Annotated in this window: 13 protein-coding genes; 8 read left to right on the top strand and 5 right to left on the bottom strand. The window is 44.6% G+C overall.

Annotation, left to right across the window (positions count from 1 at the left end; translation table 11 throughout):
* The first annotated feature begins 87 nt into the window (after nucleotides 1–87).
* On the top strand, nucleotides 88–603 hold the full coding sequence (locus ACU1JV_RS14245; protein WP_025675731.1) for a hypothetical protein: 516 nt from the start codon (nucleotides 88–90) through the stop codon (nucleotides 601–603).
* Between the two features lie 60 nt (nucleotides 604–663).
* On the opposite strand, the gene ACU1JV_RS14240 is transcribed toward ACU1JV_RS14245, so the two are convergent.
* Complete coding sequence (locus tag ACU1JV_RS14240; RefSeq protein WP_413987226.1) at nucleotides 664–1,404, bottom strand: SDR family NAD(P)-dependent oxidoreductase; 741 nt, start codon at nucleotides 1,402–1,404, stop codon at nucleotides 664–666.
* Between the two features lie 159 nt (nucleotides 1,405–1,563).
* On the opposite strand from ACU1JV_RS14240, the gene ACU1JV_RS14235 reads away from it, so the two are divergent.
* Entirely contained in the window at nucleotides 1,564–2,451 is an 888-nt protein-coding gene (locus ACU1JV_RS14235) for a LysR family transcriptional regulator (RefSeq protein ID WP_040102536.1), read from the top strand.
* A gap of 45 nt (nucleotides 2,452–2,496) precedes the next feature.
* Here ACU1JV_RS14235 and ACU1JV_RS14230 read toward each other — a convergent pair whose 3' ends face one another.
* Nucleotides 2,497–3,366, bottom strand: a complete 870-nt coding sequence (locus ACU1JV_RS14230; protein WP_040102537.1) for an AraC family transcriptional regulator — start codon at nucleotides 3,364–3,366, stop codon at nucleotides 2,497–2,499.
* A gap of 246 nt (nucleotides 3,367–3,612) precedes the next feature.
* On the opposite strand from ACU1JV_RS14230, the gene rlmN reads away from it, so the two are divergent.
* From rlmN to ACU1JV_RS14215, 3 genes are all read left to right on the top strand, one after another.
* Nucleotides 3,613–4,710, top strand: coding sequence for a 23S rRNA (adenine(2503)-C(2))-methyltransferase RlmN (gene rlmN, locus ACU1JV_RS14225; RefSeq protein ID WP_058830965.1), 1,098 nt, complete (start codon nucleotides 3,613–3,615; stop codon nucleotides 4,708–4,710).
* 140 nt (nucleotides 4,711–4,850) lie between these two features.
* A complete protein-coding gene (locus ACU1JV_RS14220) occupies nucleotides 4,851–5,552 on the top strand; it encodes a dihydroorotate dehydrogenase electron transfer subunit (RefSeq protein ID WP_413987225.1) in 702 nt (233 codons plus the stop codon).
* Nucleotides 5,533–6,465 (top strand): dihydroorotate dehydrogenase, encoded by a 933-nt coding sequence (locus tag ACU1JV_RS14215; RefSeq protein WP_129550244.1) that lies wholly within the window; start codon nucleotides 5,533–5,535, stop codon nucleotides 6,463–6,465. The genes ACU1JV_RS14220 and ACU1JV_RS14215 overlap by 20 nt, the downstream gene beginning before the upstream one ends.
* 101 nt (nucleotides 6,466–6,566) lie before the next feature.
* On the opposite strand, the gene ACU1JV_RS14210 is transcribed toward ACU1JV_RS14215, so the two are convergent.
* Entirely contained in the window at nucleotides 6,567–6,749 is a 183-nt protein-coding gene (locus ACU1JV_RS14210) for a hypothetical protein (protein ID WP_013373763.1), read from the bottom strand.
* A gap of 250 nt (nucleotides 6,750–6,999) precedes the next feature.
* On the opposite strand from ACU1JV_RS14210, the gene ACU1JV_RS14205 reads away from it, so the two are divergent.
* Nucleotides 7,000–8,625 carry an ATP-binding protein gene (locus ACU1JV_RS14205; protein ID WP_025675733.1) on the top strand — a complete coding sequence of 542 codons (1,626 nt, stop codon included), beginning with the start codon at nucleotides 7,000–7,002 and terminating at the stop codon, nucleotides 8,623–8,625.
* Complete coding sequence (locus tag ACU1JV_RS14200; RefSeq protein WP_090737663.1) at nucleotides 8,622–9,359, top strand: response regulator; 738 nt, start codon at nucleotides 8,622–8,624, stop codon at nucleotides 9,357–9,359. Before ACU1JV_RS14205 ends, ACU1JV_RS14200 begins: the two co-directional genes overlap by 4 nt.
* Nucleotides 9,360–9,410: 51 nt before the next feature.
* Here the strand turns inward: ACU1JV_RS14200 and ACU1JV_RS14195 are convergent, their stop codons facing one another.
* Complete coding sequence (locus ACU1JV_RS14195; protein ID WP_413987224.1) at nucleotides 9,411–10,430, bottom strand: 2-hydroxyacid dehydrogenase; 1,020 nt, start codon at nucleotides 10,428–10,430, stop codon at nucleotides 9,411–9,413.
* A 17-nt stretch (nucleotides 10,431–10,447) separates the two neighbouring features.
* Nucleotides 10,448–11,503 (bottom strand): AEC family transporter, encoded by a 1,056-nt coding sequence (locus tag ACU1JV_RS14190; RefSeq protein WP_277508141.1) that lies wholly within the window; start codon nucleotides 11,501–11,503, stop codon nucleotides 10,448–10,450.
* Between the two features lie 291 nt (nucleotides 11,504–11,794).
* Here ACU1JV_RS14190 and mmuM point away from each other — a divergent pair, with 291 nt between their 5' ends.
* Nucleotides 11,795–12,742, top strand: coding sequence for a homocysteine S-methyltransferase (gene mmuM / locus ACU1JV_RS14185; protein ID WP_040102541.1), 948 nt, complete (start codon nucleotides 11,795–11,797; stop codon nucleotides 12,740–12,742).
* Nucleotides 12,743–12,827 lie beyond the last annotated feature (85 nt).

Here is a 12,827-nt window from a genome sequence, read left to right as displayed (position 1 = left end):
GTCTATCGAATTGTTCACAAAATGTTCACTTATGTGAGGGTTTCGACTATTTATATAATTAGCAAAGCAAAAGAAGGGATGATGGAATTGCCAACAACGAAGAAGGAAAATTTTTATTTTGGTTTAATGATGTGCTTGGGGATGGTCGTATTCATGACATTGTATAATCTATATACAAATGGCTTGATTGGCACCATGTCTCTAAAGGCAATGCTTCTTCAATTTATTTTATGTTTTATCACTGCTTTCGTATTGGAATTATGTATTGTCGGTCCAGTAGCAAAGAAAATAGCCTTCTCATTACCGTACGACAAATCCAAAAGGCTATTTGTAATTCTATCCCTTTCATGTTGTATGGTCATTGGCATGGTTCTCTGTATGTCACTTTATGGTTTGGGGACGGCTTACTTTTTTAATAGTCTTTCAGAAGGCTCATTATTTAAAAATTACTTATCTTTAGTTGTTAAGAATTTTGCGTTTGCTTTTCCTCTACAGCTCTGCATTGTAGGGCCGCTTGTTCGCTATTTATTTGTTAGATTCGTGAAAGGTACAAGTATGGGGATGCCATTAGGCAAAAACGTAGTTAACGACGGTATTCGATAGCTCAACAGCCGCCTTCTGTCTGAGAAGGCGGCTTGTTTTTTACCCAGAAGCTCAGTACCTTTATAGCGTTTGTCCGCTGTCTACCGTAATGATCTGGCCTGTCATGGCTTCCTGTTCCAAAGCAGAGCAGACCATGCTAGCAATATCCTCAGGTGTGGAAATGCGCTGTAGCAGCAGATGAGGAGCCAATTGTTTCATTTGTTCTTCCCTACCTGCCCACCATCTTGTCGCCACCGCGCCTGGCACGATGCAATTGACTCGAATATCAGGGGCCAGGGATCGTGCTAACGATTTGGTCAGCCCGTGGACGGCTGCTTTGGATACTGCATAGGGTAGCGAGGAACCTAGCCCTGTTTGTCCAGCTATACTTCCCAGATTGACGATAGCTCCTTGTTGACGATGCTTCATATAAGGAGCTACGGCTCTAGCACAGTAAAACATGCCTTTCACATTAACAGCCAAGAGATCATTCCACACCTCTTCCGTAACGGCCTCTAGATCGTCCATTGGAATATGATGTGTAATGCTGGCGTTATTCACCAGTACATCAACCGTGCCGTATTGCTGAACAATCTGCTCGACCATATCCCGAACTTCCCGATCTTGGGAAACATCTGCCTGTAATGCAATTGCACTTCCTCCCTGTTCAAGTATCATACGTACGGTTTCCTCTGCATCGTCTTTAGAACGGGAATAGTTTACGACTACCGTAGCCTTTCGATCTGCTAATTCCATACATATGGCTCTCCCAATTCCTGTACCGCCGCCTGTAACTAGGGCTACTTTTTGATGTAAATCCATGTATATCCGCTCCTTAGCCAACTCGTTAGTGTTGTGTGAGAAAAGTAATATAATCTGTTATGGATCATTGTAGAGGATGTATTATATTTTGTATAATTGAATTAACTAAACTTGTAATTCAATAAACTTGAATTAAACAAGCGACTTGGGAGTAGGAGAATGGATATTAAAGCACTCAAAACATTTCAGATGATTGTGAATTACGGGAGTTTTATGCGTGCGGCGGAAGCGTTGAATTATGCGCAATCCACTGTGACGATGCAAATACAGAAGCTGGAATCCGATCTAGGAGTTCAACTAATTGAGCGGGGCAAGAAAATAAAGTTAACTGAAGCTGGCAGGATGTTTTATGAGCAGAGTTTGCCCATTGTAAAAGACATGGAGCAACTGCAGGAAAATATGGAGAACCTGCAAAGGGGAACCGCAGGTGACATTCGTATAGGAGTGACTGAACCGACCGCCAGTTACCGACTACCCGAAATTTTAAAGCGGTTCTTAAACCATTACCCTCACATTCGGGTTTCTGTTGAGTTTGGGAATACACCTACATTAAGCGAGCGTATTCTCCAAGGGGACGTGGACATCGCATTATGCTCTGCCCCGGATTTGGGTACAGAGCTATATTTTGAACCTTTATTTAAGGAGAATTTTGTAGTTTTGATGCCTGAACATCACCCTCTTGCAGAAAAGGAGTGCATTGGACCCGCAGATTTACAGGGGCATCGCCTACTTATTACGTCGTCCATCTGTCCTTATCGGCGCAAACTTGAAATGGTCATGAAGGAACATGGAATAACTACGTTAGACACGATGGAAATTGGCAGCATGACGGCTCTAAAATCTTATGTGGAATGTGAATTAGGGATTGCCCTTGTGCCCCAAATTCTAGTCCATCCTGTCCCGGCAGGAACAGCAGTGAGGCAATTAAGCGGCAGCTTGATCGATATGACCTTTGGTCTTCTTTGTAAAGCAAACGAGGCACCGCTGAAGCTGGCAAGCTCAAGGCTATATTCTGTGTTAAAGCAGGAGCTTGGGCAATTGTCGTGAGCATACGATATCAAACCGACTGCAATAGGCAGCCGGTTCGTTTGGTTATTTTTTCGTAATCGGAATCCATACTTCACTTCGGTATTCCTCAGCATGAGTATCTCCCATGGTATATACCTCTAGCTCAGGCCCGCCTGAGTGCTCATAGTTGCTGGCAGGGAACCATTCCTGATAAATTCTTTGCCATACCTTCTGGATCGAGTGAGGCATAGGGCCGATGGATGTAAACACGGCCCAGGTTGCAGCCGGGATGGTTCTGGCTTCTAATCCGTTCGAGGCTGCTACGTCTTCACTGCCCTCTGCGGCGATAAGGTAGCTAAACGTTTCCTCACCGTGCTTCATGTCCAGACATATACCGAGGATATCATCGCCTGTCCCCAAGGCATGAATGCGATCCGATGTGCCATCTGCGTTAAGTTGATCCCAGAATTTTGGGATTTCCCGAAGGTTTTCACCGTTCTTAGTAGTAACTTGAATGGACTTCCCAATGACCGTAAAGGCCGCCTTCTCTACAATTTTATAATCCATTTCCTGATCTCCCTTCAGTGATAGATGGAAGGTGATGCGTGGAAAGGCTTTCAGGTTCACTCCCGGGTTTCTGGCCTCAGAGGGAGAAATACCGTGTACCTTTCGGAACGCTTTAGAAAAAGATTCGGGGGAATCATATCCGTACTTGAACGCAATATCTAGTACTTTGGTGGTAGAAAGACTCAATTCCTGAGCAGCCAGGGTCAATCGACGTTTGCGCACATATTCTGCTACCGTAACGCCAGTCAGCATATAAAACATCCGTTGAAAATGAAAGGGCGACGAGTAGGCAGCCTTTGCAATTTCATCAATATCGAGGGGCTGCTGCATTCTTTCTTCCATTAGATCGAGTGCGTTCTTGATCCGAAGCAACCATTCCAACCACATCACCTTCCTTGGTTGTAATCATATCATTCACGGTGTCCGTCATCCTGTCTTTGCGTGCTTTTGTCGAACAGGATATCATCAGCCTGCCCCTTGTGTTCATAATTAAAATTTGGGACAATACAAGAAGTGTTTGAATAGCGCAGAGCGCTCAAACATGCTATGATGCAATGATAGTTGAGACGAGTCGTGATGGCTAGGGTTTATATATAGAAATACGAATTTTAACGTTTGAAAAGAGGATCGAACATGAAAAAGGAATCCATTTATGGATTAACGCTAGACCAATTGACAGCATGGCTCATGGAGCATGGACATAAAAAATCTCGGGCATTGCAGGTATGGGACGCATTGTATCGGAAACGGATTACTGATTTTGCGGCGATGACAGAGGTTCATGAGAATTGTACTCGCCTGTTGGCAGAGAACTTCTCTATTGAAACCCTGGAAGAACATGTGAAGCAACAATCAGCAGACGGGACGGTCAAGTTTTTGTTCCGTTTGCAGGATGGTAATTTGATTGAGACGGTATTAATGCGGCATAAGTTTGGATTATCCGTATGTGTGACGACACAGGTGGGATGCAACATTGGATGTAGCTTCTGTGCAAGTGGGCTGTTGAAGAAGAGCCGTGACCTTTCCAGTGGTGAAATCGTAGGACAAATTATGAAGGTGCAGCTGTATCTGGACCAGGAACGTCCGGGCGACCGGGTTAGTCACGTCGTAGTAATGGGGATTGGCGAACCGTTTGATAATTTTGTGAACCTGTCCGATTTTATTCGGGTCATTAAGGATCATAAAGGGCTGGCGATTGGGCCGCGGCATATTACCGTTTCTACAAGTGGTCTTGCTGATAAAATCATTGAATTTGCTGATTCCGATCTGCACGTCAATCTTGCGATCTCCCTCCACGCTCCGAATAATGAGATTCGTACCCGCATTATGAAGATCAACCGGGCGATCCCGATTGAGAAGCTCATGCAGGCAATTGATTATTACTTGGACAAAACCAATCGTCGGATTACGCTGGAGTACATCTTGCTGAAGGATGTTAATGACGGTAAGGAGCATGCGCTCGAACTGGCTGAGCTGGTGGGCCATCGTCGCAATCTGGCGAACGTGAACCTGATTCCATACAATCCGGTGGATGAGCATAGTCAATACCAGCGGAGTGAGTCGGAATCGATTACTGGCTTCTATGATGTTCTGAAAAAACAAGGTATTAGCTGTAGTGTTCGGCTGGAGCACGGAGTCGACATTGATGCGGCCTGCGGACAGCTGCGCAGCAAGCAAATTCGCAAGGATGCCAATAGCAGCCGCAATGCGGAGCGCGAAGCTATTAGTTAAAATATACGAGCGTACTCTCTAACAGGAGTACGCTTTTTGTATACATGAGCCATCGAACAAAACGTCAACTGTAAATGTGAAAATAGTCACGTAATAGTTGCTGCTTTTACGTTATAGTGAGTGGTTAGTGGAGGGGTTATATGGCTAACGTAATTTCAAATGTGGCGCTCGTTCCGGGCATTTATGTGATGAAGATAGAGGGGAAATTTAAGGGGAAGATGGGTCAGTTCTACATGCTGCGCAGCGGGAATGGTTACCCACTGCTGCCCAGACCCATCAGCATTTATGATATTGGGGAAGAGAGCATTTCCTTTTTGTACCGGGTTGTTGGAGAGGGGACCCATCTATTTTCCCAATTACAGCCTGGTCAGGAGATTCAATTGGAAGGACCCTTTGGAAACGGGTTTCCGCAGGTTGAGGGCAGTTTGGCTTTAATCGGCGGTGGCATGGGTACAGCACCATTGTTATTGGCTGCAAAATATTACCCGCATGCAGACGTTTATCTGGGGTTTGCACAGCAGGCCTTCGGGGTTGAAGCGTTCGAGGCTGCGGCAGCATCTGTAGAGGTCAAGGTAGGGGGGAGCATCGTCGAGCAGGTCGATCCGGCTCGCTATGCGAATATGTTTTCCTGCGGGCCAACTCCGATGTTGCAAGCACTCGCGCTGAAAACGGCGGGTACAGCGTCCCGCTTATATATTTCAACAGAAAGACATATGGCCTGTGGCATTGGCGCATGTTTGGGCTGCACCGTGCGTACCCGTGGAGGCAATCGGAGGGTATGTAAGGAAGGGCCTGTATTCCCGGTGGAGGAGGTGGAGTTCGATGATCTCCATGGCGTGTAATATAGCAGGTGTACCGTTCAAAAACCCGATTATCATGGCATCCGGTACGTTTGGGTTCGGGCGTGAGTATGCGGAATTCTATTCTCCTGAACTACTCGGCGGCATCGTCGGCAAGGGGCTAACCCTTCATCCGAAGGCGGGGAATACGGGGCAACGAATACATGAGACAGCATCAGGCATGCTGAATAGTGTAGGATTGGAAAATCCGGGTGTGGCGGCTTTTTTGAAGGATGAACTGGATGACATGACTCGCTGGAATACGGCTGTTATTGCCAATGTGGGCGGCTCCAATCTGGAGGAATACGTACAGGCCGTAGCTATGATTACGGAAAACGCGCAAAAACGCCGTACAATGAACCGCAGAGGCGTTGACATGCTGGAATTGAACATTTCATGCCCCAATGTGAAGCAGGGCGGAATGCAATTTGGTATCCAGACAGAGGTAGCGCGGGAGGTGGTGCGTCAGGTGCGCAATGTGACGGCGCTTCCGCTAGTTGTCAAGCTGTCTCCAAATGCAGAGAACATCACGCAGATGGCGATTATGTGCGAGGAAGAAGGCGCCGACGGCGTTTCGCTGATCAATACATTTTCTGCAATGAAAATAGATATACGCCGGCGCCGCAGTGTGTTCGCCAACACGTATGCAGGCCTTTCCGGACCGGCAATCAAGCCGATTGCCTTGCGCATGGTTCACCAGGTGGCGCAGGCGGTATCCATTCCCGTGATCGGGATGGGCGGGATCAGCTCTGTGGAGGACATTATTGAATTCACCATGGCAGGGGCCGCCGCCATTCAGGTGGGAACGTATAATTTTGTCCATTTACATGCAGGAGCTGAGTTGGTATATGGACTAGAACAATGGATGCAGCAGGAAAAGGTGCAGTCGTTGGATGAGATACGAGGAATTTTGTAAATTTAGCACTCATATGTGTATAAACTTGAGCATACAAAACCGGCTTGTCTTCTAAGGCAAGCCGGTTTTGTATTTTATTTTACCGAACCAGCCAGACTTGACTAATGGTTAATATCGCATTTGTTCAAGATGAACGAAATTTGATTTTCCAGCCGGTGAATGGCTTCCTTGGATGCCTGGTCATTGGCACCTTGTGCCTGAAGCGTAGCGAGCTCCTGCTTGAGTTGATGAAGGTCTTCTCCTGCATGAGCGCAGTCGTAATTGCTCTCGAGATTGTCAATCATCCGTTATCCTCCCTTTCGTCAGGTATACGTCCTTATTATGGAGAATTGACCTTTCCTTATTCAGCATATTGTTTTATTTCAGATAAAGGCTGCGTTATCCACTAATGGGGCGCGTAAAGCTTGTAAAATAAGAAGGGATTTTGTCAAACAATGTCGAATAAAAAGGGATTATAGGGGCAAGATAGGCTCTTCTTCCCATTGGAGAGCTTGATAAAGAAGCTGGGTGATAGGGTTGCGGTTAAAAGGTAAGTTGAAACCGAGAAGACAATTCAAAGTTTCGCTACAATTCATGATTATTATTTTGGTTGTTTTAGTTATTATTATTTCCTTGATTATATCCTTGCTTCTCATTCGTAATTTCGTGATTAACAAGCATTTTGATAATACGAAGGAAAAACTTTCAGGTATTGCCAAGGTGGTTGCCAGTGACAACGATGTTATTCGTAATGTTGAGCAGGGAGTCCCTGTGAAGCAGATCCAAGACTATTCTCTTGGAGTAATGCATAACGTTAATGTGGATTTTGTAGTCATACTGAACCACGATTTAATTCGGCTTTCCCATCCGAATGAAACCATGATTGGCAAGCCATTCTCTGATTTGGACGATGCCAGAAAAGCACTATCCGGTCAGGGACATTTTTCTGAAAATATCGGTGTTTTAGGCCAAGGCTACCGTTATTTTACGCCGATATTTAATCAACAGAAAGAGGTCATTGGCATTGTATGTGTAGGACTGACCATGAGAACGCTAAATCATGATTTGATGCAGGCGCAGTATACCATTTTTGGAGGACTGATGCTGGGACTCTTTAGTGGAGTTCTGGGCGCGATCATTCTGGCACAAAAAATCAAAACGATCTTATTTGGTCTGGAACCACAAGAGATAGCAACACGATTACGTGAAAAAGTAATTATTGAAAATGAGGTCGCTGAAGGAATTATAGCCATTTCGGCTGACAAGAAAATTATGCTTATGAACAAGGAAGCTCAGGCCAAGTACCAACTGGCGAATCAAGACAGAAAAGCCCCGATTGGCGAGCAGATCGATACCAACTTTTATAACGCGCTCTTCAAGAAAGTGTTTGATAGTAAGAAGAAGATCAAGGACCGCTCGTTTTATGTGAATGGTATAGAAGTCATTGCGACAGTAACCCCTATACATGTAGAAAATGAGTTTTTTGGGGCAGTTGCTACACTGCGCGACCAATCCGAGATGATTCATCTTAGCAATCAGTTGAGTGGCACAAAATATTATATTAACTCTCTTCGCGGACAGACGCATGAGTTTATGAACAAAATGCACGTGATCTCCGGACTGATTGAGATGAGGAAATATGAAGAAGTCAGTCAGTATATTCAGCAGCTAAATCACCGGTATCAAAATGAAGTAGGCTTTCTAACAGAGAGGATTAAGGTTCCGGCTTTAGCAGGTTTTATTATGGGGAAAATCAACGAAGCACGCGAGCAGAATATTTCAGTGTTACTGGAAGAAAGCTCGAATGTATCCAATCTAGAGATGCAGGACATTGTTCATGATGTCATACACATATTGGGCAATTTTTTTGACAACGCGATAGACTCCATTTTACAAAAAAGGCAACCCGGCAAAATTGAATTGAAATTGAATTATGAGTGTGAGGGAAATGTGTTTATTTTGAAAGTGAAGGATAATGGTATGGGAATTGACTCTGAAATGCAACAAAGAATATTCGAGCATGGCTTCTCAACCAAAGGAGAGGACAGGGGGTACGGTTTGAATCTGGTTAAGACCATGGTGGACAATCACCAGGGCATCATTGAGATTGACAGCCAACCGGGTCTAGGAACAAGTATCTATGTAGAGTTGCCCTGTACATTGGAGGTGACGAGTGAATGAAGGTACTCATTGTTGAGGATGATCCTATGGTTGCTGAGCTCAATCAACAGTTTATTGAGCGTATGGACAACTTGGATGTGGTATGTAAAGCAGATACTGTCCAGAAGGCACAGGATTGTCTTCAGAAGTTCACACCTGATCTGGTATTGCTGGACGTTTATTTACCCGGGAAAAGTGGATTAACCTTGTTATCCCATATGCAGGAGCAGCAGTACCATGCTTCGGTTATTTTAATTACGGCTGCAAAAGATATTCAAACGGTAAAGGAAGCTGTTTTCTATGGAGTGGCAGACTACCTAATTAAGCCTTTTACATTCGAACGCTTTAAGCTGGCTGTTGAGAAAATCCAGCGTTTGGCCACGGTGATGGAGGAAGGGAACGGAATTAATCAAGCTGTCATTGATCAATATTTTAATAAAGAAGAGCCTATGGGTGTAGAAAAGAAAAAACCTGCTGAACAACTTTCCCCAAATCTATCGAAAAATCTGTCTAAAAACTTGTCCAAATTGACCATGACTACCATACTGAAGAGTATCCAAGAGCTGGACGGACCTTTTTCGGTTGAAACATTAGCCAGAGAAGTGGACTTGTCCCGTATTACAGTCAAAAAATATATTCAGTTCCTGGTAGACGATGGCTTCCTGATTGAATCGATAGAATACCACAAGGTTGGAAGGCCGCTAATGCTCTATCAGATCAATTCGGATATAAAAGAACCGCCATTTCCAGTATGATCTGGAGATAGCGGTTCTTTACTGTCCAATGAGTGTGCCAAGCTTCCTACCCTATTTCATAGCGAGAACAGGAAGTGGGACCAGATTGTCCGAAGAATGAGTTGTAATGATATCATGGAAGTTTTCGTAGCTGGTTTCAATCATGTTGGATAACGCAGTAACGGTATTCGAGCCGGCATGAGGTGTGACCAACACTCTTGGATACAGCTCCACAAGCTTCTGGATCGTTGGGTCCGGGAGCATTTGCCATGGGTCAAATGCTTTAAAAAATAGTTCTTCCTCTTTAGGAAAGACATCTGTTCCGAACCCTTCCAAATGATTGCTGAGCAAAGCATCCAGAATGGCTTGGTTATCTTGTAATTCCCCACGTGAGGTATTGATGAGAATAGACCCTTTTTTCATTTTCGCTAAAAAGCTAGCATTAATCATTTGGTCGTTCTGTCCCGGCAGGTAAGGAACATGCACACTGACGATATCACTCTCTGCCAGTAGTTCATCCAAGGTTGTGAATGGAATGACGGCCTTGGCAGCCTCGGATTGGTACACATCATAGCCGATAACAGAAGCTCCTAATCCTTTAAATAATTTGGCTTCCGTCAGGCCGATGCGACCGACCCCGATAATCCCAACTTTACAATTGTGAATCTCTTTGCTGAACGTATGCTCGTCCACAATAAAATTTTTGAAAGAGCTTTTGGTAGTCATATAAGCGGTGTGACGGAGCAGCATCATAGCAAGCGTTAAGGATAGCTCTGCGATAGCATTCGGAGAGTAGGATGGCACACGTGCGACCTTCATTCCAAATTCGCTGCAGGCATCCAAATCAATATGGTTGATTCCAACCGTTCTGGTGAAAACATATTGAATGCCGTACTTATTGAATTTTGTAAGATTTTCTCGATTGGCAGCACAGTTTCCTCTTAACAAAACAGCATCGTGATGCTGCGCCAGTTCTGCATTGCTGGAGGTCAGTAGCTCTTCTACCAGCGTCAGTTGAAAGTTATATTTATTAAGCTCATGGAAATAGGGCTTCTCATATGAACGGGCACCATAGCAGATGATTTTTAACATGTTGTTTTCCCCCTGGTTTAGAAAATTCCAATTTTATCGATGACATTGAGCGTAATGATCCACACTGGAATCATGACGACGGAAGTAATAGTTGATAGAAGCGATGCATTAGAAGTTAGTACAGCTTCCTTATCAAAACTGATGGCATAGGCTGCGGCTACGGTAGCTGTAGGAGTAGCCATCATAATGACAATGGTAGATAAAGCGACAGTATCGACCGACAGAATATGAGATATAGTCAACAAAGCCAGCAAAACGATGTTCACAATAGGTACCAGCCAAACTTTAACAAGGCTGTAATACCATGATGTCTTGTCTGTAGCTGCCGACTTGAAGCTGATTTCACCCAAAGTTGAACCAATCGATAACCAGGCCAATGGTGAAGCTAGTCCGGCGAGGTAGGTCATGGGCTTGAACAACCAGACAGCGGTTTGATCAATTCTTAGAAAAGCAAACTGCTGAATGGTCCCATCCTCTGTAGCCACATTCATTTGTGGTAAATAACCCTGGAACAACCAAACAAACAAGCCTATAAAAGTCGCAATAACAATCGGATTCAAAAACATAGTTTTGAGATTTTTAAGCTCCATTTTTAAGCCGCTCATTTTGATATAGCCATAAGAATATAAGAAAATGCGGTAGCCTATATTAAAAATGGAACTGTACATCACTCCGGTAGGACCGTAAATGGCACCGACAATGGGAATTCCGAAAAAAGTAGTAGAACCGAAAATGGTTAGTACCCGTAAAACATCCTGCTTATCCTTGTTGTAGCTCAGGAAGAACGGCTTGGAGATAAAGATGAGAATGATATAAATGAGAATCCCCCATATTAAAACATTCATGCCTTGTTTTAATATTGTAGGATTGATATCCTGCATGAAAGAATTAAAGGCTAGTGCTGGTAGAGCCACAGTGAGAACAACCTTAGATAGCATCTTTCCTACGGCTGCGGTAAAAATCCCCTTCTTGCGGCAAAAGAAGCCGAGCAGGATAATAAAAACGGTAGAAGCGATAGAACTGACAATACTGTTATCTGTTAAGGTCGCTGTAATCATTTCTAGTAAAGACATAGATAAAACCCTCTCTTGTACCTTTTTTCACATAAATGCCGATGCAAAATGTGACAATGCAATTCCCTGATCTTTTGGCCAAAGTGTTTGGTTTGCACCTTTATAGTAAAAAAACTTTGTGAAAAAAAGAACAATATCTAATTAATTTAACTTATGAAACTAATTTAAAAAATTTATACGTCACATCAGGATGTAAATGTAAGGTGCTCATCAACATACATGCTATAATATAAAAAATTAAATCCAACCTAGTCAGTGGGTTAAATAGATTAGACAAGCAGGAGGGGCCGCATGAATCCGATACAACGTATAGTGAACAAATTTCAGCTGATCGTGCTGGACGGCGCAATGGCGACTGAATTGGAACGTCATGGGCATGATCTGAACGATAGCTTATGGTCGGCCAAAATACTCTATGAACATCCGGATTCGATCAAGCGTGTACATCGAGATTACTTTGAGGCTGGGGCAGACTGTGCAATTACGGCGAGCTATCAGGCCACTGTGGAAGGCTACGTTCAACGAGGGCTAAGCGAAAATGAGGCGTTGAAGCTGATTCAGTCATCGGTGCAGATTGCTTTACAGGCACGAGATGAGTTTTGGGCCGATGTGACGGCTACTGCAAGTCAGCAGCATCGTCCCAAGCCGCTGGTTGCGGCCTCTGTCGGACCCTATGGAGCGTTTCTCGCTGATGGTTCAGAGTATCGCGGTGATTACAAGCTGAGCGAAGAGCAGCTTATGGAGTTTCACAGGCCGCGCATGAAAGCTCTGATCGAGGCGGGAGCAGACATTTTAGCTTGTGAAACGATACCCTGCCTGGTGGAAGCCAAGGCTATTGCCCGCTTGCTGAAGGAATTCCCCGGTACGTATGCCTGGATCAGCTTTAGTGCAAAGGATGAGCAGCATATCAGTAATGGCGAGTCTGTCGCCGCATGTGCAAAGTGGCTGAATGAGCATGAGCAGGTGGCTGCGGTAGGGATCAATTGCACGTTGCCCAAATTCATTCCATCTCTTATTCACGAAATACACAGCCATACGGACAAGCCGGTGGTGGTATATCCCAATCTGGGGGAGGAATATGACCCGGTCACCAAGACATGGCAGGGCCATACTTGTACAGAAACGTTCGGACAGAGTGCCCAGCAGTGGTATGAAGCAGGAGCGCGTATGATTGGTGGCTGTTGTCGGACTCAGCCGCAGGATATTAAAGAAATCGTGGCATGGTCGAGAGAGATATAAACGAGGATAAACTTTAGGGAAAGGTTATCATGGAGTTTTCCTCCATTGCCGCAAAAGAACAAGCAGGCTGAACCAAGTTATGCTC

Source organism: Paenibacillus sp. T2-29, from assembly GCF_052921365.1.
The sequence above is the reverse complement of the archived record's forward strand: the minus strand, read 5'-3'. Positions and strand labels throughout refer to the sequence as shown.